The sequence below is a fragment of the Glycomyces sp. NPDC046736 genome (assembly GCF_040645615.1).
Classification (GTDB): Bacteria; Actinomycetota; Actinomycetes; order Mycobacteriales; family Micromonosporaceae; genus Glycomyces.
Window position 1 is genome coordinate 119430 of the sequence record NZ_JBEYYO010000014.1, and the last position, 22644, is coordinate 142073.

The 22644-nt window shown below is 69.5% G+C and carries 18 protein-coding genes; 15 read left to right on the forward strand and 3 right to left on the reverse strand.

Annotated features, from left to right (window positions below; genetic code table 11):
• The first annotated feature begins 46 nt into the window (after nt 1-46).
• The 4 genes from AB0B28_RS15300 to AB0B28_RS15315 all read left to right on the forward strand — a co-directional run bounded on the left by AB0B28_RS15300 (nt 47) and on the right by AB0B28_RS15315 (nt 4245).
• Complete coding sequence (locus AB0B28_RS15300; RefSeq protein ID WP_360121174.1) at nt 47-700, forward strand: DUF3043 domain-containing protein; 654 nt, start codon at nt 47-49, stop codon at nt 698-700.
• Nucleotides 701-852: 152 nt separating this feature from the next.
• Nucleotides 853-1932: a WG repeat-containing protein gene (locus tag AB0B28_RS15305; RefSeq protein WP_360121176.1), complete on the forward strand. Its 1080-nt coding sequence runs from the start codon at nt 853-855 to the stop codon at nt 1930-1932.
• Nucleotides 1933-1982: 50 nt separating this feature from the next.
• Nucleotides 1983-3155 carry a mechanosensitive ion channel domain-containing protein gene (locus tag AB0B28_RS15310; protein WP_360121178.1) on the forward strand — a complete coding sequence of 391 codons (1173 nt, stop codon included), beginning with the start codon at nt 1983-1985 and terminating at the stop codon, nt 3153-3155.
• A 94-nt stretch (nt 3156-3249) separates the two neighbouring features.
• Complete coding sequence (locus AB0B28_RS15315; RefSeq protein ID WP_360121180.1) at nt 3250-4245, forward strand: aldo/keto reductase family protein; 996 nt, start codon at nt 3250-3252, stop codon at nt 4243-4245.
• An 18-nt stretch (nt 4246-4263) separates the two neighbouring features.
• Here the strand turns inward: AB0B28_RS15315 and miaA are convergent, their stop codons facing one another.
• Nucleotides 4264-5217: a tRNA (adenosine(37)-N6)-dimethylallyltransferase MiaA gene (gene miaA / locus AB0B28_RS15320; protein ID WP_360121182.1), complete on the reverse strand. Its 954-nt coding sequence runs from the start codon at nt 5215-5217 to the stop codon at nt 4264-4266.
• 157 nt (nt 5218-5374) lie between these two features.
• Between miaA and AB0B28_RS15325 the strand changes: the two genes are divergently transcribed.
• From AB0B28_RS15325 to AB0B28_RS15345, 5 genes are all read left to right on the forward strand, one after another.
• On the forward strand, nt 5375-6592 hold the full coding sequence (locus tag AB0B28_RS15325) for a DUF349 domain-containing protein (RefSeq protein WP_360121184.1): 1218 nt from the start codon (nt 5375-5377) through the stop codon (nt 6590-6592).
• 154 nt (nt 6593-6746) lie between these two features.
• Nucleotides 6747-7499 (forward strand): tyrosine-protein phosphatase, encoded by a 753-nt coding sequence (locus AB0B28_RS15330; RefSeq protein ID WP_360121186.1) that lies wholly within the window; start codon nt 6747-6749, stop codon nt 7497-7499.
• Nucleotides 7500-7677: 178 nt separating this feature from the next.
• A complete protein-coding gene (locus AB0B28_RS15335) occupies nt 7678-9483 on the forward strand; it encodes an ABC transporter ATP-binding protein (protein ID WP_360121188.1) in 1806 nt (601 codons plus the stop codon).
• Nucleotides 9480-11339, forward strand: a complete 1860-nt coding sequence (locus AB0B28_RS15340) for an ABC transporter ATP-binding protein (RefSeq protein ID WP_360121190.1) — start codon at nt 9480-9482, stop codon at nt 11337-11339. The genes AB0B28_RS15335 and AB0B28_RS15340 overlap by 4 nt, the downstream gene beginning before the upstream one ends.
• Nucleotides 11340-11486: 147 nt before the next feature.
• Entirely contained in the window at nt 11487-11954 is a 468-nt protein-coding gene (locus AB0B28_RS15345; RefSeq protein WP_360121191.1) for a DUF1707 and DUF4190 domain-containing protein, read from the forward strand.
• Between the two features lie 7 nt (nt 11955-11961).
• On the opposite strand, the gene miaB is transcribed toward AB0B28_RS15345, so the two are convergent.
• Nucleotides 11962-13467, reverse strand: a complete 1506-nt coding sequence (gene miaB / locus AB0B28_RS15350) for a tRNA (N6-isopentenyl adenosine(37)-C2)-methylthiotransferase MiaB (protein WP_360121192.1) — start codon at nt 13465-13467, stop codon at nt 11962-11964.
• A gap of 472 nt (nt 13468-13939) precedes the next feature.
• Between miaB and AB0B28_RS15355 the strand changes: the two genes are divergently transcribed.
• The 6 genes from AB0B28_RS15355 to AB0B28_RS15380 all read left to right on the forward strand — a co-directional run bounded on the left by AB0B28_RS15355 (nt 13940) and on the right by AB0B28_RS15380 (nt 21406).
• Entirely contained in the window at nt 13940-15118 is a 1179-nt protein-coding gene (locus AB0B28_RS15355; RefSeq protein ID WP_360121193.1) for an ABC transporter substrate-binding protein, read from the forward strand.
• Between the two features lie 46 nt (nt 15119-15164).
• Complete coding sequence (locus tag AB0B28_RS15360) at nt 15165-16043, forward strand: branched-chain amino acid ABC transporter permease (protein ID WP_360121195.1); 879 nt, start codon at nt 15165-15167, stop codon at nt 16041-16043.
• Nucleotides 16043-17728, forward strand: coding sequence for a branched-chain amino acid ABC transporter ATP-binding protein/permease (locus AB0B28_RS15365; protein ID WP_360121196.1), 1686 nt, complete (start codon nt 16043-16045; stop codon nt 17726-17728). Before AB0B28_RS15360 ends, AB0B28_RS15365 begins: the two co-directional genes overlap by 1 nt.
• The gene (locus AB0B28_RS15370; protein ID WP_360121198.1) at nt 17721-18449 is read left to right on the forward strand and encodes an ABC transporter ATP-binding protein; all 729 of its coding nucleotides are present in this window, start codon (nt 17721-17723) and stop codon (nt 18447-18449) included. Before AB0B28_RS15365 ends, AB0B28_RS15370 begins: the two co-directional genes overlap by 8 nt.
• 101 nt (nt 18450-18550) lie before the next feature.
• Nucleotides 18551-20950, forward strand: coding sequence for an ATP-binding protein (locus AB0B28_RS15375; RefSeq protein ID WP_360121200.1), 2400 nt, complete (start codon nt 18551-18553; stop codon nt 20948-20950).
• Between the two features lie 15 nt (nt 20951-20965).
• Nucleotides 20966-21406 (forward strand): roadblock/LC7 domain-containing protein, encoded by a 441-nt coding sequence (locus AB0B28_RS15380; RefSeq protein ID WP_360121202.1) that lies wholly within the window; start codon nt 20966-20968, stop codon nt 21404-21406.
• 227 nt (nt 21407-21633) lie between these two features.
• Here the strand turns inward: AB0B28_RS15380 and ilvC are convergent, their stop codons facing one another.
• Complete coding sequence (ilvC, locus tag AB0B28_RS15385) at nt 21634-22644, reverse strand: ketol-acid reductoisomerase (protein WP_360121204.1); 1011 nt, start codon at nt 22642-22644, stop codon at nt 21634-21636.

Below are 22644 nucleotides of genomic sequence, written 5' to 3' on the forward strand. Positions count from 1 at the left end.
CTTGGAGGACAGCAGCCCGCCGTGATTCGAGGAAGGCCGATCGTCCGTGGGGAAGAAGTCCGCCCAGGCAGTCCCTCCAGTTGAGGAACCGAAACCGGCCTCGGCCACCGACAAGAAGGGCAAGGCCACTCCCAAGCGGCCCACCCAGTCGAAGGCCCGTCCCCCGGTCAACCCCCCGCTGACCTCCAAGGAGAAGCGCGAGGCCGCCAAGAAGTCCGGCCCGCTCACCAAGGAGCAGAAGCGCCAGGCCCGCGAGGACGTGCGCGCCGAGCGGGGCCGCATCGCCGAAGGCCAGTGGAAGGGCGACCCGCTCTTCGACAAGTACCACCTGCCCCGCGACCGGGGCCCCGAGCGGCTGCTCATCCGCGACATCGTCGACTCGCGCTGGTCGGTGAGCCAGTACTACATGTTCGGCGCGTTCGCGATCCTCATCTTCTCCACCGCCGGGACGGTCGCTCTCCAGGGCTACCTGTTCATCGGGCTGCTCGCGCTCACCGGTGTCATCGTGATCGAGTCGGTGCTGCTGACCCGCCGCGTCAAGCGCATCGTCGGCGCGCGCTTCCCCAAGACCACGCAGCGCCGCGCGGGCATGAACTGGTACGCGATCCAGCGGAACATCATGCCCCGCTCGATGCGCAACCCGCGCGCCCGCATGAGCTACAAGGCCACCGAGGACGACCTCGGGAAGGTCGTCAAGTAGACGCGCGGCGACCGCCGCTCGACCTGTCGGAACGGGCCTGCCCGCCCGCTTCCGACGACGGCACCGACGGGACCCGCGGCGACCTATCGCGGGTCCCCGATGGCCTACCCTCGAACTTGTCGTAGCCTCTCAGACCCCGGAAAGTAGTCAACGTGGTGGATGTCGCGGTGGACTTGCGGGCGGGGCTGTTCCGCGCCCTCGGCCCGCTCGATCGCGCCACCATGCGGCACGCGATCGCCGACACCGGCGCCCTCCAGCAGATCCGCGAGGAGGCCACGCTGCGCCTCGCCCGCCACCCCGCCGAAGCCGACCAGTCGCGCCTGCTCGGGGTGCGCGCGGTGGTCCTGCGGGTCCTCGGCGACTTCGACAGCGCCGAGGTCGACGCGGCCGCGGCCGTCAAGTACGCCGAGGCGATCGGCGCCGACCTGCTCCTGGCCCCCGCCAGGGCCCGCCTCGCCCAGGTCCTGCGCGTGCGGGGCCGCTTCGAGGAGGCCGACCAGCTCTTCGCGCTCGCCGAGGCCGGGGAGCTCCCCCGCACCCTCACCGGCGCGGTGCGGGCCTACGCCGGGCTCTCGTGCATCGCGCAGGGGCGCATCACCGAATCGCTCATCCACGTGCAGCGCGCCTCCGAGCAGAACCCGCACGCCTTCGTGATGCAGATCGTGGAGACCGCGCTCTCGCTCATCGAGGAGCACGCGGCCAAGTACGGCTTCGGGGCCTCCCCGCGCGGCTGGCCCGAGCGGGCCGGGCACCCCGCGCCCGACCGCTTCCAAGACCCCCAGACCGGGCGGTTCGGGTACCTCGGGCCCGACGGGCGGCCGGTCGTCCAGGCCGCGTTCAGCTCCGCCGGGGACTTCCGCGGCGGCGTGGCCGCGGTCTGCCAGGCCGACTGGGGCGCGATCGACCGCACCGGCACCGTGGTCGTCCCGATGCTCTACACCGGCATGGAGACCCCGACGACCGACGGGCGCACCGTCACCGGGTTCGTCGGCGGCGTGGCCGTGGCCTCCCAGCGCGGACGCGTGCTCGTCGTCCACAAGACCGGCCGCGTGGTCGTTCCCCCGCGCTACCAGCGGATCGAGGTCCACCCGGCCGGGTTCCTGGTGACCGACGGGTACTCGTGGGGCGCGCTGGGCCTGGACGGCGGCGAGGTCGCCGCGGTGCGATCCGAACGCGCCGAAGCGCTCCGGACCCTCGAAGCGGCGGTCTCCATCGACGACGGTCCCCTATAGGCACGATCGCGGCACCCGATCGGCGAGGATTTCTCGCTAGCCTGGAAGGCATGCCGAACCTCGACCCCTGGGTCGTCATCCTCGCCGTGGGCGTCCTGTCCGCGGGCGCCGTCAGCCTCGCCAGGCTCCTCGTCAAGTGGCTGCTGCTGCGCCACGCCTCCGAGCGCCACTCGCTGGTCATCGGCAAGGCGCTGCGCCCGGCGCAGCTCATGGCCGCGACCGGGGGGATCCAGATCCTGCTGTTCGTGCAGAGCGACGTGCACACCGACGGGTGGAACCACGGCTGGAACATCAACCTGAGCCGCACCCTCATGTTCGGCACCGTGATCTCGGGCGCGTGGCTCATCTCGAACCTGCTGAGCATCGCGAAGGAGCCGTTCCAGCAGCGCTGGGGCTCGCTCAACGAGAACGACGTGGGCGGGCGGCGGCGGCGAACGCAAGCGATCGTGACGTACCGGCTGGTCGCGGCCGGGGTGTGGATGGTCGCGGTGGGGATCATCCTGTTCAACATCCCCTCGCTCAAGCTGCTGGGCACCTCGCTGCTGGGGGCGGCGGGCGTGGCGGGCGTGATCGCGGCGCTGGCGGCGCAGACGATGCTCCAGAACCTGTTCGCGGGGATGCAGCTCGCGTTCGGCGACGCGCTGCGGCTCGAAGACGTGGTGGTGATCGAGGGCGAGTGGGGGCGCATCGAGGAGATCACCCTGTCGTACGTGGTGGTGCGGATCTGGGACGAGCGGCGGCTGGTGCTGCCGACCTCGTACTTCAAGTCGCACCCGTACGTGAACTGGACGCGGAACAACCCGGCGGTGCTGGGCACGATCCTGCTGGACGCGGACTGGCGGCTGCCGGTCGACCAGGCGCGGGCCGAGCTGGGCCGGTTCCTGCGGGCGAACCCGCTGTGGGACGGGCGCAGCCACGCCATGGTGGTGCTGGAGGCGACCGGGCCGTACATGCGGCTGCGGATCACCGTCTCGGCGGCGAGCCCTTCGGACCAGTGGTCGCTGCGGTGCGAGGTGCGCGAGCGGATGATCCGGTGGATCGTCGACGAGCACCCGCACTGCATCCCGCGGATGCGGGTCAACAGCTACCAGTCGGTGATGGACGTGCGCAGCGGGGTGTTCGCCGGTGACCAGGCCGAGGCGCAGACGATCGAGCCGACCGAGATCCAGATGCTGCTCAACGAGTCGCCGTTCGAGCAGCGCAGGCACACTCCGGACTCCTGATCGATAGCCCGCTCGCGCGGGCTATACGCGGGTGCGGCGTATTTGTGACCTTGGTTTCGTTGACGCTAGCCGCACGGCAGGTAGGCTCTTCAACATGGAGTTTCGTCATCTCGGCCGCTCTGGCCTCGTAATTTCCGAACTGGTCTACGGCAACTGGATCACCCACGGCGGGCAGGTCGAAGAGGACGCGGCGGTCGCGTGCGTCCAGGCCGCCCTTGAGGAAGGCATCACCACCTTCGACACCGCGGACGTGTACGCGCAGGGCGCGGCCGAGGAGGTCCTCGGACGCGCGCTCAAGAACGAGCGCCGCGACGGCCTGGAGATCTTCACCAAGGTCTACTGGCCGATGGGCCCGGGCAAGAACGACCGCGGGCTGTCGACCAAGCACATCAAGGAGTCGATCAACAACTCGCTGACGCGCCTCCAGACCGACCGCGTGGAGCTGTACCAGGCCCACCGCTGGGACGTGGAGACCCCGCTCGAGGAGACCATGCAGGCGTTTGCCGACGTGGTGCACTCGGGCAAGGCCCACTACATCGGCGTCTCGGAGTGGAACGCCGAGCAGATCCGCGCCGCGGCCGCCCTCGCCAAGGAGCTGAAGATCCAGCTCGTGTCGAGCCAGCCGCAGTACTCCGCGCTGTGGCGGGTCATCGAGGCCGAGGTCGTCCCGGCCTCCGAGGAGCTGGGCATCGGCCAGATCGTGTGGTCCCCCCTCGCCGGCGGCATCCTCACCGGCAAGTACAAGCCGGGCCAGGACGCGCCGGCCGGCTCGCGCGGCGCCGACCCGAAGTTCGGGCGGTTCGTGGAGAACTGGATGAACGACGACGTGCTCGAGCGCGTCCAGCAGCTCGGCCCGATCGCCGAGGAGCAGGGCCTGACCATCGCGCAGCTCGCGCTCGCGTGGGTGCTCCAGAACTCGAACGTGTCGGCCGCGATCATCGGCGCGACCCGTCCCGAGCAGGTCAAGGAGAACGTCAAGGCCGTCGGCGTCAAGCTCTCCGACGAGGTCTACGGCAAGATCAACGACCTCCTCGCGCCGGTCTCGGTGACCGACCCGAAGGAGACCACGGCTCCGAACCCGCGCGCCTAGCACCCGATAGGATATATCCTATATCGTATAGGATCTTATCCGGGCGAGGGCAGCCTCGAAGAGCTCCGGATCGGCCGCATCGAACCATTCGATGCGGCCGTCCCTTTTGAACCAGGAGCGCTGGCGGCGCACGAAGCGGCGCGTGCCCTGGGCGGTGAGGCGGAAGGCCTCGGACTCGTCGTACTCCCCCGCCAGGAACGCCAGCACCTGCTGGTAGCCCAAAGCGCGAGAAGCGGTGCGGCCCTGCCTGAGTCCCCGGGCCTCCAGGGCCCGGACCTCGTCGACCAGGCCGGTGTCCCACATGGACTGGACGCGGCGCTCGATGCGCTCGTCGAGCGCGGCCGTGTCCAGGTCGACGCCGATGCGGACCGCTTCGAGGTGCGCCCGCGGCTCGGGCAGCGAGGCGGTGAAGCTGCCGGTGAGCTCCACGACTTCGAGCGCGCGCACCACGCGGCGCCCGTTCGAGGCCAGGATCGACTTCGCGGCCTCGGGGTCGAGGGCCTTGAGCCGCTCCCACAGCGCGGTGGAGCCGTCGCGTTCGAGGTCGGCTTCGAGCCGGGCCCGGATCTCGGGGTCGGTGCCGGGGAAGTCCATCTCGTCCAGGGCGGCCTGGACGTAGAGCCCCGATCCGCCCACCAGGATCGGGCGCTTCCCACGGGAGCGGATGTCGGCGATCGCCTCCCGCGCGAGGGTCTGGTACCGGGCCACATCGGCCGCTTCGGTGACGTCCAGGACGTCGAAGACATGATGGGGCACACCGCGTTTCTCGGCCTCGGTGATCTTCGCGGTGCCGATGTCCATGCCCCGGTACAACTGCATCGAATCGGCGTTGACCACCTCGCCGTCCAGGGCGAGAGCGAGCGAAACGGACAGTGCGGTCTTCCCGGCGGCGGTGGGCCCTACGACGGCGATCACCGGCGGCTGTAGGGTGGAAAGGCCGCCACCCGTCTCTCGGCGGAGCTCGGGAGTCATGACTCGGCGGCCTCGCTTGCGAGCCTCCCGTTGACACCGTTCAATTGAATGACCCCTCGGTTCGTGCGCCCCCACCCGGCTGGCGGAGACCCGCCGACCACCGTAAGGTACGGGAAGTACGTCCCTTAGTTCGTGTGAAGGATTTGAGATTACCGCGATGAGTGACCTCGGAGACTGGACCAGCTTCGGCCGCATCGACGCCGACGGCACGGTCTATGTGAAGACCTCCTCAGGCGAGCGCGCGGTCGGCTCCTGGCAGGCCGGCTCCACCGATGAGGGGCTCGCGCACTTCGCGCGCAAATACGCCGACCTCGTGGTGGAAGTCGATCTCATCGCCGCGCGCTTGAACTCGGAGTCGGCCGACGTGGAGCAGGCGGCCTCGCAGCTGCGCAAGCTCCGCGAGGGCCTGGACACCGCGGCCGTGGTCGGCGACGTGGAGGGCCTGGCCACGCGCCTGGACGGCCTGTCGAAGCACGCCGACGAGAAGCTGGGCGAGTTCAAGGCCGCCAAGGACGCCGAGCGCGCCGAAGCCGTCGCCGCCAAGGAGGCCCTCGTGGCCGAGGCGGAGGAGCTGGCGGCCCGCGACAGCCACTGGAAGGCCTCGGGCCAGCGCTTCGGCGAGATCATCGAGGAGTGGAAGGCGATCCACGGGGTCGACCGGAAGACCGACCAGAAGCTGTGGCGCCGGTTCTCGGCCGCGCGCGACACGTTCACTCGGCACCGGGGCGCCTACTTCTCGCAGCTCGACTCCGAGCGCAAGGTGATCGGCCAGACCAAGGAAGACCTGATCAAGCAGGCCGAGGCGCTCTCGACCTCGACCGACTGGGGCCCTACGGCCGACAAGCTCAAGGCCCTCATGGCCGAGTGGAAGGAGGCCGGGCGACTGGCTCCGGACGCCGAGCAGAAGGCCTGGAAGCGGTTCAGGGCCGCGCAGGACGTGTTCTTCAACGCCCGCTCGGAGGTGTTCTCGGCCCGCGACGCGGAGCTGGACGCCAACCAGGCGCAGAAGGAAGAGCTGCTCAAGCAGGCCGAGGCGCTCGACATCGAGGCCGACCCGAAGGCCGCGCAGAACGCGTTCCGCGACCTCCAGGCCGGTTGGCACGACATCGGCCCGGTCCCGCGCAAGAACCAGGCGAAGTTGCAGCGCCGTCTGCGCAACGTCGAGGACAAGCTGCGCGAGGCTTTGGACACCGCTTGGCGGAAGGTCCCGGTCGACGAGAACCCGCTGCTGCTCCAGATGCGCCAGCAGGTCGCCGAGGCCGAGGAGAAGCTGGCCCGGGCGAAGGCGGACGGGAACGCGGGCCGGATCAAGAAGGCCGAAGCGGACTTGGCGGGCAAGAAACAGTTCTTGGCTTTGGCTGAGGGCTCTAAGTAGACGACAGGTCCTGTTTGATCCTGGTTCGGAGCGACGCATGACGGCGTTCTCCGGGCGATCGGGATAATGGGTGCGGGACCCGACGGCGCGGACCTGTGTGGGCCGCGCCGTTCGTCGTTCCGGCCGAATCGTCCCCCGACAGGAAGGCAACCGCATGACCTTGGAATCCGTCTCCACTCTCGACAGCCTGCCCCGGCAGTTCATCGACGCCGAGCGCGTGTTCAACCTCCGCGACGTGGGCGGCTGGGACGCCGCCGAGGGCCGCAAGGTCCGGTCGGGCCGGGTGTTCCGCTCCGACAACCTCGGGATGGTCTCCGATGCCGACCGGGACCTGCTGGTGAACCGGTTGGGCGTCCGGCACGTGATCGACCTGCGCCGGGCCGAGGAGTGGGAGGTCGCCGGGCGCTTCCCCGACGTCGACGGGGTCGAGTTCCACCACTTCGAGCTCTCGCACGTCAGGTGGGAGGCCATCGGGCGCAGCCACCCGGAGGGTTCGGACGTGGTGCCGTTCCTGCGCCAGCGCTATTCGGGGATGTACGAGGCGGGGTACCAGGCGGTGAAGGACTCTCTGGACGTGATCGCCTCGGGCGAGCCGGTGCTGTTCCACTGCATGGCCGGGAAGGACCGTACGGGACTGGTGGCGGCGGCGCTGCTGTCGGTGCTGGGCGTGGACGCGCGGGACATCGCGGCCGACTATGAGCTGTCGAACTACGGGATCGTGCGGTGGCGGGCGTGGCGGGACGCGAACATGGGCAAGCCCGCGTCCGAGAGCGGCCTGACGACCCCGGCCGCGGCGATGCTGGCCACGATCGAGGAGATGAACGAGCGGTTCGGCTCGCTCCCGGACTATGTGAAGGCGACCGGTTTCGACCAGGTCGAGGCGCTTCGCTCGCAATTGCTGGAGTAGGCCTCGGGCCGCCGCGTCCCGCCAGTCGGGCACGGCGGCCTCGAATTTTTTCACCTCAGATCCGTTGGGGCGCAAGGAATTCGGCTTGATCGGTAGGATTACTTACCGGTCGGCAGGTGAAATTGGGTTGCCCGGTGTCGTACCCCGCTCGTAGGTTGGAGCGGTGGGCTCAGAGCGGTTGAAAACTCCAGAAACATCGGAAACGGACGATCCCGCGGAACGTCGGTCGGCGCTGACGAACCTGTGGCGGATCAAGAAGTACCTGTACCCCTACCGGTTCAAGCTGGCCGTGCTGTGGTCGATGGTGCTCTTGAACATCCTCACCGGCCTGGCGATCCCGCCGCTGGTGGGCCGGGCCATCGACGGGCCGATCAAGGAACGGGACATGGCCGGGCTGTGGGCCATCGTCGCGGTCATCGCCTTCCTGGGCCTGATGGACGCGCTGCTCAACTTGACGCGCCGCTACTTCCAGACCACCACCGCGATGGCCATCGAGGCCGACATCCGCGCCGCGCTCTACGAACACCTCCAGCGCCTCCACACCGGATTCCACGACCGCTGGCAGACGGGTCAACTGCTCGCGCGCGTCACCTCCGACCTGGGCATGATCCGGCGGTTCTTCGCCGGCGGCATGGTCTTCGCGATCTCCTCGATCGGCATGATCAGCCTGATCCTGGGGCAGCTCTTGTTCATCGAATGGCGCCTGGCGCTCATCGTGGCGGCCTCGGCGGTGCCGCTGTTCCTCATCGGGCGCGGGTTCTTCCGCCACTACCTGCCGATGGCCCGCGCCGAGCAGGACCAGTCCGGCGAGGTATCCAGCGCCGCCGAGGAGTCGGCCCTGGGCATCCGCGCGATCAAGGCCCTCGGACGCGGGCCGCTCATGGCGCAGCGGTTCGAGACCGAGGCCGCCGAGCTGCGCGAGCGCGGCATCCGCAAGAGCCTGGTGGCCTCGCGGTCCTGGTCGGGCTTCGCCGCGATCGCGTCGGCCTCGCTCGGGGTCACACTCGTGCTCGGGTCGATCATGGTCGCCGAAGGGGTGCTCTCGGTCGGGAACCTCACCGCGTTCATCATGTTGCAGCTCGCGCTGCTGTGGCCCATCGAGGCCTCGGGCTGGGTCATGGCCCACGGCAACGAGGCCATGACGGCCGCCGACCGCGTCTACGACGTGTTCGACACCGAACCGGCCATCCGCGACCGCCCCAACGCGAAGGTCCTCGACCGCGGCGAAGTACGCGGGCACCTGGTCTTCGAGGACGTGCGGTTCGGCTACGAGGACGATGCGCGCGACATCCTGCGCGGCGTCGACCTCACCGTGCGGCCCGGCGAGACCGTGGCCATCGCGGGCAAGACCGGCTCGGGCAAGACCACCCTCGTCTCACTCCCCTCGCGCCTCAACGACCCCACCGGGGGCCGGATCCTCCTCGACGGCCACGACATCCGCGACCTCCAACTGGCGAACCTGCGCTCGGTCGTGACCACCGCGTTCGAGGAGGCCACGCTGTTCTCGATGAGCGTGCGCGAGAACCTCGCGCTCGGCAGGCCCGGCGCAGGCCAAGCCGACCTCGACGAGGCACTGCGCGTGGCCCAGGCCGAATTCGTGCACGACCTGCCCTACGGGCTCGACACCCGCATCGGCGAGCAGGGCCTCTCGCTCTCGGGCGGCCAGCGGCAGCGCCTCGCGCTCGCACGCGCCGTGGTCGTCAAGCCCGCGCTGCTGGTGCTCGACGACCCGCTCTCGGCGCTGGACGTCCACACCGAGGAACTCGTCGAGCGTGCCTTGGCGCAGGTCCTGCGGGACACCACCGCGCTGGTGGTGGTCCACCGGCCGTCCACGGTGGCGCTGGCCGACCGGGTCGCGCTGCTGCACGAAGGCAGGATCGCGGCCACCGGGAAGCACTCCGAGCTGATGAGCACGAGCCCCGAGTACGTCGAGGTGCTCTCGGCGGATCTTGTGGAAAGCACAGCCGAGGAGATGGCGGCATGACGCAGACGACGCAGCAGACCGACAAGCACGCGCACTGGAGGGGGCACGCCGAGTCCAGCGAGGCCGACCGGACCAGCGCCGAAGTGGACGACGCGGCCTCGATCAAGGAGCTGCGCGTGAAGTCGCGGCGGCTCCTGGGGTGGATGATGGCCCCGCACAAGCGGTCGCTGTGGTTCCTCGTCGCGATCCTGGTGGTGCAGAACTTCGCGAGCATGTCCACGCCCCTGCTGGTCATGTACGGGATCGACCACGGCATCCCGGCGATGACCGACCGGGACGACTACTCCGTCGTGATCTGGATCGGGGTCAGCTTCGCGGTCGTGGCGATCCTGGAGTACCTGTGCATCCGGCTCTACATCGCGCAGTCGGCGCGGGTGAGCGCGGCGATGCTGTTCGCGCTGCGCTCCAGGGTGTTCCGCAAGTTCCAGCGGTTGTCGGTGTCCTTCCACGAGCGGTTCACCTCAGGGAGGATCACGGCCCGGCAGAGCTCGGACATGGAGGCCATCCGGGAGATGACCGAGAACGGCGTGGACGACCTGGTGCTCGCCGCGCTCAACGTCGTGACCATCACCGTGGTGATGCTGGTGGTCGACGCCCGCCTGGCCGCGGTGGCGCTGTTGACGTTCCCGCTGATGCTGCTGCTGGGCCGCTGGTTCAGCCGCGTCTCGGCCATCGCCTACCGCAAGGCCCGCGAGACCGTGGCGCTGCTCATCGTCTACTTCGTGGAGTCGATGGGCGGGGTGCGCGCGGTGCAGGCCTACCGGCGCGAGGACCGCGACCGGGAGCTGTTCGCCGGGCTCAACGTGGACAACCGGTTCGCGCAGGCGGCCGGGCACCAGCAGAACGCGTTCATGTCCGGCGGGATGCGGGGCATCGGGCACCTGGCCACGGTGGTGGTGCTGCTGTTCGGCGGCTGGCAGGTCATGCAGGGCAATACCGAGCTGGGCGTCCTGGCGGCGTTCCTGCTGTACATGAAGCGGTTCTTCGACCCGCTGAACGAATTGGTGCAGTTCTACAACGTGCTCCAGTCGGCGACCTCGGCGCTGGAGAAGCTCTCCGGGGTCCTCGACGAGAAGGTCGAGGTGGCCGAGCCCGAGCAGCCGAAGACGATCGCGAACCCGAAGGGCGAGTTGCGTTTTGCGAACGTCAGGTTCCAGTACCGCGACGACCGGGTGGTGCTGCCGGGCCTGGACCTGCGCATCCCCGGCGGGCAGACCACGGCACTGGTGGGGGCCACCGGCGCGGGCAAGACCACGATCGCGAAGCTGGTGAGCCGGTTCTACGACCCGAACGGCGGCACGGTCTCGCTCGACGGCGTGGACCTGCGCGACCTCTCCGAAGCCGACCTGCGCGGGAACATCGTGATGATCACGCAGGAGAACTTCCTGTTCAACGGCACGATCGCCGAGAACATCGAACTGGGGAGCCCCGGCGCGAGCCGCGAGCGGATCATCGAGGCCGCGAAGGTGGTGGGGGCGCACGAGTTCATCGAGGCGCTGCCCGACGGGTACGACACGCACGTGCGCAAGCGGGGCGGGCGGCTCTCGGCCGGTCAGCGCCAGCTCGTGGTCTTCGCGCGCGCGTTCCTGGCCGACCCGCGAGTGCTCATCCTCGACGAGGCCACGTCCTCGTTGGACATCCCGTCCGAGCGTCTGGTGCAGCGCGCGCTGCGCACGATCCTGGCCGACCGCACCGCGATCATCATCGCCCACCGGCTCTCGACGGTGGAGATCGCCGACCGGGTGCTGGTGCTCGAAGGCGGCCGCGTCATCGAGGACGGCCGCCCGGGCGAGCTCATCGACCACGGCGGCGAATACGCGACCTTGCACCGCCAATGGGAGGACTCGCTGGTGTAGACGCGGCGGGCCGCGGCGCAGCGGCGACGGCCGTGTACGGCCGTCCAAGTCGCGATGACCATGACCGCGCCGGGCGGGCCGTGCTCTGCGCGCCCCGCCCGGTCTACGCTGAGGGCACCGGACCCCCTTGCCGCCGAAGGACACGCCATGCCCGACCCCGGACACATGCGGATCTCGCACCAGGAGCGCGAGGCCGTGGCCTCGCAGCTGCGCGACGCGCTCGACGCGGGCCGCCTCGACCTCGGCGAGTTCGACCAGCGCACCCGCGACCTGTACGACGCGCAGACCTACGACGAGGTCGCGCGGCTGCTCGAAGACCTGCCGCAGACGAACCTGCCGGTCCCGCCCCAGCCCGCCCCGGCGACGCCGCGCGCCGAGCCCGAGGAGAAGTCGAACCTCATGGGGCACATCGCGCTCGGCATGGGCGTGATGTCCTTCGCGAGCTTCGCGCCGTTCACGATCCTGGCGATCGTGTTCGGCTGCATCGGCCTCGACAAGTACCGGAAGGGCGAATCCGACTCCCGCTCCTTCGCGCTCGCGGGGCTGATCCTGGGCGCGGTGAGCATCCCGGTGTGGATCATGTTCTTCGTCCTCGGCGCGATGTTCTGGTTCTGAACCTCGGTCAGCAGGCGGCGCAGCCGGGGGCTTCGGCTTTCGGTTGGGGTTTGCGGCCGATGGTGGGGATGCCGAGGTTGACTCCGGGGAGCTTCGTGGCCTTGCCCGCGGCCCAGGCGTCGCCGGCCTTGGTGGTGCGGTGGGACAGGATCGGGCCGTCGGCGACGAGGTGGTGGGGGGCGCCGTAGGTGATCGCGGTGGTGATGACGTCGCCGGGGCGCACGCCCTCGGCGTTGCCGGTGGGGCCCTCGCCGGGGGTGACGGCGAAGTGGACGAGGCGGCCGTCGCGGGCGCGGCCGGAGAGGCGGCCGGTGGCCTCGTCCTTGCGGCCGTCCCCGGCGGTGACGAGCACTTCGACCTCGGTGCCTTCGAGCCCGCGGTTCTCCTCCCAGGAGACGCGCTCCTGGAGGGCCACGAGGCGCTCGTAGCGCTCCTGGACCACGGCCTTGGGGATCTGGTCGGGCATCGTGGCCGCGGGGGTGCCCGGGCGGATCGAGTACTGGAAGGTGAACGCCGAGGAGAAGCGGGCCTTCTCGACCACGTCCAAGGTCGCCTGGAAGTCCTCCTCGGTCTCGCCGGGGAAGCCCACGATGATGTCGGTGGTGATCGCCGCGTCGGGCATGGCGGCGCGGACCTTGTCGATGATCTCCAGGAACTTCGCCGAGCGGTAGGAGCGGCGCATCTCCTTGAGGACGCGGTCGGAGCCGGACTGGAGCGGCATGTGCAGCGAGTGGCACACGTTCGGGGTCTCGGCCATCGCCGCGATCACGTCGTCGGTGAAGTTCTTGGGGTGCGGGCTGGTGAAGCGCACCCGCTCCAGGCCCTCGATCGCGCCGCACGAGCGCAGGAGCTTCCCGAAGGCGAGCTTGTCGCCGAACTCCACACCGTAGGTGTTCACGTTCTGGCCCAGCAGGGTCACCTCGGAGACGCCCTCGTCGACCAGCGCCTGGACCTCGGCGAGGATCTCGCCGGGGCGGCGGTCCTTCTCCTTGCCGCGCAGGGACGGCACGATGCAGAAGGTGCAGGTGTTGTTGCAGCCCACGGAGATCGAGACCCAGCCCGAATAGGTGGACTCGCGCTTGGTGGGCAGGGTCGAGGGGAAGGTCTCCAGGGATTCGAGGATCTCGACCTCGGCGGCGCGGTTGTGGCGGGCGCGGTCGAGCAGGGCCGGGAGCGAGCCGATGTTGTGGGTGCCGAAGACCGCGTCGACCCAGGGGGCGCGCTTGACGATCTCGCCGCGGTCCTTCTGGGCCAGGCAGCCGCCCACGGCGATCTGCATGTCGGGGTTGGCGCGCTTGGCCGGGGCGAGGTGGCTGAGGTTGCCGTAGAGCTTGTTGTCGGCGTTCTCGCGCACCGCGCAGGTGTTGAACACGACCAGGTCGGGCGCGGCCTCGCCTTCGACCGGCACATAGCCGGCCGATTCGAGCAGCCCGCCGATCCGCTCGGAGTCGTGCACGTTCATCTGACAGCCGTACGTCTTCACCTGGTACGTCTTCACACCTAGCTCAGCCACTCCCCCAGGATAGACGCGAGCGCGATCACAGCGGCACGGCCGGGACGGGGCCCGGCGATGCACAATTCGCCGCCGCGCGGGGCCCGCAACCGAAAGCCAAGGACCGTGAGAATCGACACAGCAACCTTTGGAGGACGTGACGACAGTGAACCAGTGTTCACGCGGGGGCGCCGAAGGCACCCCCTTGCGACCTCAGGAATACCCCGCGGTAACTGCCCAATGTGATCAGTTCCTCACGGCGGCAAGCTCTTCAGTTCACTCTACGGGATGCCAGGGGGCCCAGGCCTTTTGCAGGGCGCTTTCACTCTTTGAAACTAATTTGCCTTTGACCTTGTGCCGTCCCGATCGTCCTTATAAGGTGACCTGCGTGCCGCTGAGTCCGCAACCAGGCTGAGGCCGCGACCGGACTCGCCCACCACAGGACGGCGACACACCCATCTCTGCCCCACCAGCACTTCACTCAGGGAAGAATATGCGCCTCAAAAGCTCCTCCGCCGCTGCCGCAATCGCGGCCGCGGCACTCCTCGTCTCGGCGGGCTGCGTCTCCGAGAGCCCCGCTTCGAACGAGAGCGACTCGGCCCTCACCGGCTCCGGCACCGGCGCGGACTGCACCATCGACGAGACGGTCAAGATCGGCGCCGTCTTCAGCCTCACCGAGGCCGCCGCGTTCGCCGGCGCCTACCAGAGCGAGGGCTTCGAGCTGGCCATCGAGGAACTCAACGCCGTCGGCGGCGTCAAGTACGAGATGATCCTCGAAGACGACAAGACCACCGTCGAGGACTCCGTCGCCGCGTTCGAGAAGCTCATCAACCGCGACGAGGTCTCGGCCATCGTGGGCCCGACCCTCTCCAACATGGCCTTCACGACCTACACCGACGCCCAGAGCGCCGGCGTCCCCGCGCTCGGCGTCTCCACCACCGCCGAGGGCATCCCCGAGATCGGCGACTACATCTTCCGCGCCTCGCTGCCCGAGGAGGTCGCGCTCGCCGCGTCCATCCCGGCCGCCAAGGAGTCCCTGGGCCTGGAGGAGGTCGCCGTCCTCTACGACAGCGCCGACGAGTTCACCGCCTCGGCGTACAACACGATCCTCGACGTCCTCGCCGACGAGGGCATCGAAGTCGTCGTCGACGAGAGCTTCGAGACCGCCGACGCCGACTTCTCGGCCCAGCTCACCAAGGTCCTCGAAGCCGACGTGGACGCGGTCATCCTCTCCGCGCTCCCCGGCGCGACCGTGCCGCTGGTCAAGCAGGCCCGCGACCTGGAGATCGAAGCCCCGATCGTGGGCGGCAACGCCTTCAACTCCCCGGTCCTGGTCGGCGCCCTGGAGACGGCCTCCGAGGGCCTGATCGTCGGCGGCGCGTGGAGCGCCGCGGCCGAGACCACCGGCAACGCCGAGTTCATCGCCAACTACTTCGCCAAGTACGAGCGCCAGCCCGACCAGTTCGCCGCCCAGGCCTACACCGCCGCGTACCTGCTCGACCAGGCCATCCGCGCCGACTGCGACGCCAACCGCGAGGCCATCAAGGACAACCTCGGCCAGATCCTCGAATTCGACTCGATCCTCGGCCCGATCTCGATCGACGAGAGCGGCGAGGTCACCCAGGAGCCGGTCGTCCAGATCGTGCGCGACGGCGAATTCACCCTGCTCTAACCCCGTAACCCCCGCTCCCCACCTCCGCCCAGGGAATCACAACGAAATGCTGCAACAGTTGGCCAACGGCGTCTTCGCCGGTTCGATCTACGCGCTCTTCGCGATCGGATTCACGCTCGTGTTCGGGATCCTCCGGCACCTGAACCTCGCCCACGCCGCGATCTTCACCGCCGGCGCCTTCGTCGGCATCGAGATCGCGACGCGGACCGGGATGCCCATCTGGGTGCTCTTCCCGGTCGTGGCCGCCGTCGGCGCGCTCGCCGGCCTGCTGCTGGAGCGCGTCGCGTTCCGGCCGCTGGCCGGGCGCGACGACGAGCATTTCGCGGGACTGATCTCCTCGGTCGCCTTCGGCGGCGTCCTCATCGCGCTCATCCAGGCGCGCTACGGGACCGAGCCGAAGAGCTTCAAGCAGGACTACTTCCCCAACCAGCTGTTCGAGTTCGGCGGCATCCGCGTCACGCTCACGCAGCTGGTGACCCTGGGCCTGGCCCTGGTGCTCATGCTCGGACTCGCATGGCTCGTCTCAGCCACACCGCTGGGACGGGCCATGCGGGCCGTCGCCGAGAACCCCACGGCCGCGAAGGTGGTGGGCGTCAACGTCCACAGCGTCACCGCCGGAACCTACGCGCTGTCCTCAGCGCTCGGCACCGTCGCGGGCGCGCTGTTGGCCCTCAACCTCGGCCAGGCCGACCGGGGCCTGGGGCTCTCCATCGAACTCATCGGGTTCGCCGTGATCATCCTCGGCGGCCTCGGATCGCTGTGGGGCGCGATGGCCGCCGGGATCGTCCTCGGCCTCGCCGAAGCCCTCACCATCCACTACTTCGACTCCACCTGGAAGGGACTCGTGCCCTTCGCGCTCCTGTTCCTGGTGCTGGTAATCCGCCCCCGCGGGCTCTTCGGACACGTGAAGGTCAGGGAGGTCTGATGCTCGTCGGATACGACACCCTCATCACCAACATCGCGCTCGCCGCGATCCTGGCCTACTCCTTCCACGTGGTCCTCATGGCCGGGCAGCTCAACCTCGGCCAAGCCGGATTCGCGTCCCTCGGCGCCTACGTGTCCACATTGATCGTCCCCACCGAGCCCCTGTTCGGGTCGCTCTCCCCCGTCCTCATCGGCATCCCCGTCGGCGCATTCGTCGGCGGGGCCGCCGCGTTCCTGGTCGGACTTCCCGTCCTGCGCCTCCGCGGCGTGTTCCTCGCGATCGGCACCATCGCCTTCGGCGAGATGGTCCGCGTGTTCATGAACAACGCCGAATGGACCAACGGGGCCCTCGGCGTGCGCGTCGACAAATGGGTCACCGTCGACTTCGCGTGGATCATCGTCGCGGTCCTGGCCTACCTGTTCTGGCGCCTCGGGCCCTCCCGCATCGGCCGCGCCTTCGCCGCCGTCCGCGAAGACGAACTCGCCGCCAGCTCCATGGGCGTCAACGTCGTCCGCACCCGCATGACCTCCTTCGTGGCCTCCGGCGCCATCGCCGGGGTCTACGGCGTGATGTTCCTGTACTTCTTCGGACGCATCACCCCCACCACGTTCGACTTCAGCCTCACCGTCGACGGCCTGGTCACCGCCGTCCTCGGCGGCTACCTCGTGTTCTTCGGCCCCATCCTCGGCGCCGGGTTCTTCACCGCCGTGCCCGAACTCCAGAAGGCCCTCGGCGTCGAAGCCGGCTGGGTCGACCCGTTCATCACCGCGGTCATCCTGCTCATCGTGATCCTGTTCCTGCCCGGCGGCCTCTCCACCGCGTTCGCGCGCATCCGCCGCGGCCGCCCCGACCCCGGCGGCGACATCGAAGGCCTCGAGCCCCTGCCCGACAACGGGACCCCGATCGCCAGCATCAAGGGCCTGGGCAAGTCCTACGGCGCCGTCCAGGCCGTGCGGGAGGTCGACCTCGACCTGCGCTCCGGTGAGATCCTCGGCGTCATCGGCCCCAACGGCGCGGGCAAGACCACCCTGGTCAACATGATCAGCGGCCTCGAAACCCCCACCACCGGCGAAGGCGAAGTCCTCGGCGTGCGCCTCGGCGCGACCGGCGGCGCGCACCGCTTCGCCCAAGCCGGAGTGAGCCGCACCTTCCAGCACTCCAAGCTGTTCGACCGCCTCAGCGTCCTCGACAACGTCCTGGTCGGCACCCACGCCGTCAGCCGCTCCACCTACCTGAGGCGGCTCATCTGGCTGCCCTCGGCCCGCCGCGACGAGAAACGCGCCCGCGCCCTCGCCTGGGCCCAGCTGCGCCGCGTCGGCCTCGCCGACCGCGCCCACGCCCGGCCCGGCTCGCTCTCCTACGGCGACCAGCGCCGCCTCGAGATCGCCCGCGCGCTCGCGTCCCACCCGACGCTGCTCATCCTCGACGAGCCCGCCGCGGGCATGAACCACGTCGAGGCCGCCGAGCTCGCCGAACTCATCCGGAGTCTCGCCGACGACCGGATCACCGTCCTGTTCATCGAGCACAACGTGAAAATGGTCCTCGACACCTGCACCAGGCTCGTGGTGCTCAACTTCGGCGAGGTCATCGCCGAAGGCGAGCCCCGCGCGGTCGCCGCCGACCCCAAGGTGGTCGAGGCCTACCTGGGCGGCGTGCTCGACGAGGAAGCGAGCGAGAATGTCTGAGTCCAAGCCCGCGACCGACCCGATCCTCTCGGTCGAAAACGTCGACGTCTCCTACGGCCGCGTGAACGCCGTCCGCGGCGTCTCCTTCTCCGTCCCCGAAGGCGGCCTCGTGGCCCTCGTCGGCGCCAACGGCGCCGGGAAGAGCTCCGTGCTCGCCGCCGTCTCCGGCCTGGTCCGCCCCGCCGCGGGCAAAGTGATCCTCGGCGGACGGGACATCACCCGCTGGCCCGCGCACCGCCGCGTCGGCGCCGGACTGGTCCTCGTCCCCGAAGGCCGCCAGATCCTCGGCACCCTCACCGTCGCCGAGAACCTGCGCCTGGGCGCGCACCGGCGACGCCGCCACGCCGCCCCCGAATCCGAGATGTACGAGCTGTTCCCCGTGCTCGCCGAACGACGCGCGCTGCCCGCCAGCGCGCTCTCCGGTGGGGAGCAGCAGATGCTCGCCATCGCCCGCGCCATGATCGCCAGGCCCAAGGTCGTCCTGCTGGACGAGCCTTCGATGGGCTTGGCCCCCAAGATGGTCGACGAGATCTTCACGGTGATCGAGAAGATCCGCGCCTCCGGGGTGACCGTGGTGCTGGTGGAGCAGAACGCCCGCAGGGCGTTGAGCGCGGCCGACACCGGCCATGTACTGGAGACCGGGGAGATCGCGCGCAGCGGCCCCGCCTCCGAACTCTTGAAGGACCCGAAGGTCGTGCAAGCCTACCTAGGCGTCGAGTAGCACTCGCGCAGCAAGAGGAACCCCCTGAGATGAACGAAGCGCAACCCGAGCCGACATCCTCGGCGGAGAACCGGAAGCCACGCCGCCGACTCATGTCGGGCGTGAAGATCCGGACGAAGCTGACGGTCATGCTCCTCGTGCCGGCGCTCACGCTCGCCGGCATGGTCGCCGTGCGACTGGTCGAATCGGCCACCGAGGCCCGCGAGGTCGGGGCCACCGCCGACATCGTGGAACTGGCCGACGACGTCAGCGCCGTGATCGCGGCCCTCCAGGCCGAGCGGATGGACGCCGCGCAACTGGTGTTCCAGGAGAACACCGGCCTCGAAGACCCCGCCGCGCTGCTCAAGCAGTTCGAGCAGCACAGCGCCGAGACCGCCGACGCGCTCGACGCGCTGGAGGCCACCAGAGCCGACCTCAACCTCAACGAGGACACCGAGGCGCTGCTGGTGCGGGCCGACACGCCCCTGGAGCGGATCTCGCAGTCGCGGCGCGCGGTCATGGACGGCACCGTGGAATCGGTCCACTTGACCGTGTACAACTCGGTGATCATGCGACTGTCGGCCGTGGTCGACTACGCGGTCGACACCGCCGGGACGACCGAGCTCTCCCGCATCCTGCGCACGGCGAGCCTCCTGTCGAGCATCGACGAGTACTCCGAGCAGCTGCGACTGCTCACGCTGTCGCTCGAGGACGGCAAGCCGCTGGCCGGGAAGCACCGCGCGTTCGTGCGCCTGGCCGCCTCCCGCGACGAGTCGCTGAACGAGTACCGGCGCCTGGTCGGCCAGAGCGACCCGGACGCCTCGGTGTTCGAGGTCGGCGGTCTCGGCTCGGCCGACGCCCGTCCCGCCAACCGGTTCGAGAGCCAGGTCGCGGCGTCCCGTTCGGACGACGAGCAGGTCGTCGAGCACGCGGTCCTCATGGCCGCCTACGACGGACGCCACGCGGCCACCTCGGCGCTGGTGCGCGAGTCGCTCAGCGAGGCCACCGACCAGGCCAACGCCACCAACGCGGCCGCGCTGCGGCGCTTGGCCACCGAGGGTCTGATCGCGATCGTGGCGCTGGCGCTGGCGGTCCTGATCGCCTACGGTATCGGCCGTTCGGTCACGCGGGGTCTGCGCGAGTTGTCGACGTCGGCTCGGCAGATCGCGATGGTGGACCTGCCGCTGGCCGTCAAGCGGGTGGATCAGCAGCAGGGCCTGGGGGGCTTGAGCCCGTTCGAGTTCGCGGCGCGCACGACGCCGCCGTTGCAGGTGCAGGGCGAGGACGAGCTGAGCGAGGTCGGTGAAGCGTTCAACATCGTTCACCGCGAGGCGATCCGGGTGTCGGCGCAGCAGGCGCTGCTGCGCTTCCACGTCGGCGCGATCTTCGTGCGGCTGGCGCGTCGCGGTCACTCGCTGACCGGGCGGCTGACGGCCGAACTGGATGAGGCCGAGCGCGACGAGCAGGACCCGGACCGCTTGCAGCGGCTGTTCCGGCTCGACCACTTGGCGTCGCTGATCGGGCGCGCGAACGACAGCCTCCTGGTGCTGGGCGGCTCGTCGGCGGCGAAGGTCCGGACCGTGGACTCGGCGTTGGACGACGTGCTCCAGGCGGCGCAGAGCCGCATCGAGTACTACACGCGCATCGAGGTGGAGGCCGATGACGGCGCGTGGGTGAAGGCCGACGTGGTCGACGACATCGTGCAGCTGCTCGCCGAGCTGATGGACAACGCGACCCGTTACTCCGAGGCCGCCACCGAGGTGACGGCCCGGGTGCTTACGGGCAAGGTGATCATTCAGGTCCGCGACCACGGGATCGGGATCGAGCCCGATCGCCTGGAGCGGTTCAACGAGCGGCTTCAGCGGCAGACGCCGGTGGACTTGGAGGCCATGCAGGCGATGGGCCTGACGGTGGTGGGCTTCCTCGCGTCGAGGCACGGGATCGAGATCGAGATGCGGCCGTCGATCGGCGGCGGCACCGTGGTGGAGGTCGCGGTTCCCGGGTCGCTCCTGTCGTTCACGCCTCCGCCGCGTTCGGCGCAGGGGCCGGCGGCGATCGCGCCGCGTCAGCCTCCGCTGCCGAAGCCGCGCGACAACGCGCCGCTGTTCGCGCAGGGCGCTGAGGCGCCGCCGCCTTCGCCGTCCGGGGAGGCGCGCGCGCTTCCGGCCGGGCCGGCGCGCGGTGTGGCGGTGGTGGGCCGCCCGCAACCCGAACTGGGAACGGCCACTTCGGCGCTGCTGGCCGAGCTGCCCGAGATCCGGTTCGACGTGACGGTCGTCCACGCGGACCCGTCGCTGCGGGCCGGGGCGCCGCTCCCGGTGCCCGAGGCCCCGTTGACCGGCCCGAACGGTCTGCCGCAGCGGCAGCCGATGTCGAACCTGGTGCCCGGCGCGGTGGCGCCGACGGCGAACCAGAGCGAGGGGCCGATCGAGCGGAACCCGAGGAGCATCGGGGCGACCTATGCGGCGTACGCCCGCGGTCTCTCCGGCAGTAGGACCCCGAACCCCACAAATGACAATTGACCCGAGGATCGACCCATGACGACCAGCGCACAACTGGACTTCCTTCTCAACGACTTCGTCGGCCGGGTGCCGCACGTGACGCACGTGATCGCCGTGGCGGCCGACGGGCTCCTCATCGCGTCGAACAGCACCCTGCCGCGGGACGAGGCCGAGCGGCTGTCGGCCATCGCCTCCGGTCTGACGAGCCTCCTCGCGGGAGCCGCGCGTTCGCTTCAGGCGGACCCGGTGATCAGCAACCTGACTGAGATGAACGGCGGCTTCATGTTCTCGATGTCGGTGTCGAGCGGCGCGAGTCTGTTGGCATTGGCGGGCCTCCACTGCGACATCGGCCAAGTGGGCCACGAACTGGCCAACCTCATCAACCAGGTCGGCCCGGCCCTGACCCCCGCCGCCCGCCAAGTCGCCACCGCCCAGTACTACCAGAACCAGCAGCAGCAACAGCAGTACCAGCGCTGAGCGAACGGGCCGGAGCACCGAGAGGTGTTCCGGCCCGTTTCGTCTGCGCTGCAACAGAGGAGGGCCGAGAACCGCGATGCGGTTCTCGGCCCCTCTTGTCTGTTACTTAAGCGGTCTCAGTGCTGAGCCTTCGGATCACTCCGCGGCTACGCCGTCTCCGTGCTCAGCCGTTTGGATCACTCCGCGGCTACGCCGTCTCCGTGCTGAGCCTCTGGATCACTCCGCGGCTACGCCGTCTCCGTGATCTGACGCTGGACCCAAGGCATCAGGTCGCGCATCTTCTTGCCGGTCTCTTCGATCTGGTGGTCGTTCTGCTCGGCCTGGAGCTTCTTGTAGTTCTCGCGCTTCTCGGATTCGGCGACCCATTCCTTGGCGAAGGTGCCGTCCTGGATCTCGGTGAGGATGCGCTTCATCTCGGCCTTGGTCTCGGAGTTGACCACGCGGGGGCCGCGGGTGAGGCCGCCGTATTCGGCGGTGTCGGAGACCGAGTACCACATGTTGGCGATGCCGCCTTCGTAGATCATGTCCACGATGAGCTTGAGCTCGTGGAGGCACTCGAAGTACGCGGCCTCGGGGGCGTAGCCCGCCTCGACCAGGGTCTCGAAGCCGGCCTTGATGAGCTCGGCGGCGCCGCCGCAGAGGACGGCCTGCTCGCCGAACAGGTCGGTCTCGGTCTCCTCCTTGAAGGTGGTCTTGAGGACCCCGGCGCGGGTGCCGCCGATGGCCTTCGCGTAGGAGAGCGCCACGGCCTGCGTGTCGCCCGAGGGGTCCTGCTCGACCGCGACGAGGGCGGGGACGCCCTTGCCGTCGACGAACTGGCGGCGGACCATGTGGCCGGGGCCCTTGGGGGCGACCATGGCGACGTTGACGTCCGCGGGGGCCTGGATCAGGTCGTAGCGGATGTTGAAGCCGTGGCCGAAGAACAGGCTGTTGCCCGCGGTCAGGTTCGGGGCGATCTCGTCGGCGTACAGCTTGGCCTGCACGGTGTCCGGGACCAGGATCATGATGACGTCGGCCCACTTGGCGGCCTCGGCCGGGGTGAGCACCTTCAGGCCCGCCTCCTCGGCCTTGGGGCGCGACTTCGAGCCCTCCTGGAGGCCGACGGCCACCTCGACGCCGGAATCGCGCAGGCTCAGCGAGTGGGCGTGGCCCTGCGAACCGTAGCCGAGGACGGCGACCTTCTTGCCCTGGATCAGGCCCAGGTCGGCGTCGTCGTCGTAGAACACTTCAGCGGACAT

Bases quoted from the DNA above. Each gene is read 5' to 3' on its own strand.
- AB0B28_RS15310 (WP_360121178.1), top strand. From the start codon at position 1,983: ATGCCGAACCTCGACCCCTGGGTCGTCATCCTCGCCGTGGGCGTCCTG.
- AB0B28_RS15315 (WP_360121180.1), top strand. From the start codon at position 3,250: ATGGAGTTTCGTCATCTCGGCCGCTCTGGCCTCGTAATTTCCGAACTG.
- miaA (WP_360121182.1), bottom strand. From the start codon at position 5,217: ATGACTCCCGAGCTCCGCCGAGAGACGGGTGGCGGCCTTTCCACCCTA.
- AB0B28_RS15325 (WP_360121184.1), top strand. From the start codon at position 5,375: ATGAGTGACCTCGGAGACTGGACCAGCTTCGGCCGCATCGACGCCGAC.
- AB0B28_RS15330 (WP_360121186.1), top strand. From the start codon at position 6,747: ATGACCTTGGAATCCGTCTCCACTCTCGACAGCCTGCCCCGGCAGTTC.
- AB0B28_RS15340 (WP_360121190.1), top strand. From the start codon at position 9,480: ATGACGCAGACGACGCAGCAGACCGACAAGCACGCGCACTGGAGGGGG.
- AB0B28_RS15345 (WP_360121191.1), top strand. From the start codon at position 11,487: ATGCCCGACCCCGGACACATGCGGATCTCGCACCAGGAGCGCGAGGCC.
- AB0B28_RS15355 (WP_360121193.1), top strand. From the start codon at position 13,940: ATGCGCCTCAAAAGCTCCTCCGCCGCTGCCGCAATCGCGGCCGCGGCA.
- AB0B28_RS15360 (WP_360121195.1), top strand. From the start codon at position 15,165: ATGCTGCAACAGTTGGCCAACGGCGTCTTCGCCGGTTCGATCTACGCG.
- AB0B28_RS15365 (WP_360121196.1), top strand. From the start codon at position 16,043: ATGCTCGTCGGATACGACACCCTCATCACCAACATCGCGCTCGCCGCG.
- AB0B28_RS15370 (WP_360121198.1), top strand. From the start codon at position 17,721: ATGTCTGAGTCCAAGCCCGCGACCGACCCGATCCTCTCGGTCGAAAAC.
- AB0B28_RS15380 (WP_360121202.1), top strand. From the start codon at position 20,966: ATGACGACCAGCGCACAACTGGACTTCCTTCTCAACGACTTCGTCGGC.
- ilvC (WP_360121204.1), bottom strand. From the start codon at position 22,644: ATGTCCGCTGAAGTGTTCTACGACGACGACGCCGACCTGGGCCTGATC.